This is a genomic window from Nocardia sp. No.11 (genome assembly GCF_038752175.1).
GTDB lineage: Bacteria > Actinomycetota > Actinomycetes > Mycobacteriales > Mycobacteriaceae > Nocardia > Nocardia canadensis.
Genome location: NZ_JBCGFB010000267.1, coordinates 1 through 993 on the forward strand (window position 1 = coordinate 1; position 993 = coordinate 993).

Sequence of the window (993 nt, forward strand, 5' to 3'; positions counted from 1 at the left end):
AGCCGCCGCCTGCGCCCCGGCCGAGGCCGCCGCGCCCAGTCCTCCGACCGCCGTGGTCGCGCCGCTCACGCCGGCGTTCAGCCCGCCGCCGAGCTGAGCGCCCGCATCCGTGCCGATACCCGTGGCGCCGTCCACCAGCCCGTCGAACCCGGCGGTGAGGTCACCACCGGCACCGACGGCCCCGCTCAGGGCCGTGTCCAGCCCGATGCCGAGAGCGCCACCGGCACCGGCCGCACCGGTCAGCGCGCCATCGAGACCGGCGCCCACCGCGCCGTTCAGGCCGGTGGCGAGATCCGCCCCCGCACCGAGGGCACCATCGAGACCGGCAGTCGCACCCAGAGCGCCCTCGAGACCCGCGCCCACCGCGCCGTTCAGGCCGGTGGCAAGGTCGGCGCCCGCGTCAACGGCACCGTCGAGACCCGCGTCTACCACGCCATTCAGGGCGCCGCCCGCACCGGCAACCACGCCTGTGCCCGCACCGACCACACCATCGAGACTCGCCCCCGCACCGAGCGCGCCCTCCAGGCCGGCACCTACCGTGCCGTCCAAGCCGGCAGCGAGGTCCGCACCCGCACCTACCGCGCCGTTCAGCGCACCGTCGAGACCCGCGCCAGCGCCGACCGCACCGTTCAACGCACCACCCAAACCGGCAGTGAGGTCAGTACCGGCGCCGACCGCACCATTCAGCGCACCGCCGAGGCCGGCAGCGAGGTCAGTACCCGCGCCGACCGCACCATTCAGCGCACCGCCGAGGCCGGCGGCGAGGTCCGCGCCCGCACCAACTGCGCCGTTGAGACCGGCGCCGATCGTGCCGCCCAGGCCAGCGGCGAGATCAGCGCCCGCGCCGACCGCGCCATCGAGGCCGACGCCGATCGCACCGTTCAGCGCGCCGCCGAGGCCGGCAGCGAGGTCCGCGCCCGCGCCGACCGCGCCGTTGAGGGCGGTGTCCAGGCCGATGTCAGCGCCGAAGACGGTGGAGAGGTCGGTGGCCAG

The 993-nt window shown here is 76.2% G+C and carries 1 protein-coding gene; it reads left to right on the plus strand.

What is annotated here, in order from left to right; all coding sequences use genetic code 11:
- Window positions 1-993, plus strand: a 993-nt coding sequence (locus V8688_RS31980; protein WP_342802386.1) for a hypothetical protein, incomplete at both ends; no start/stop codon positions are given.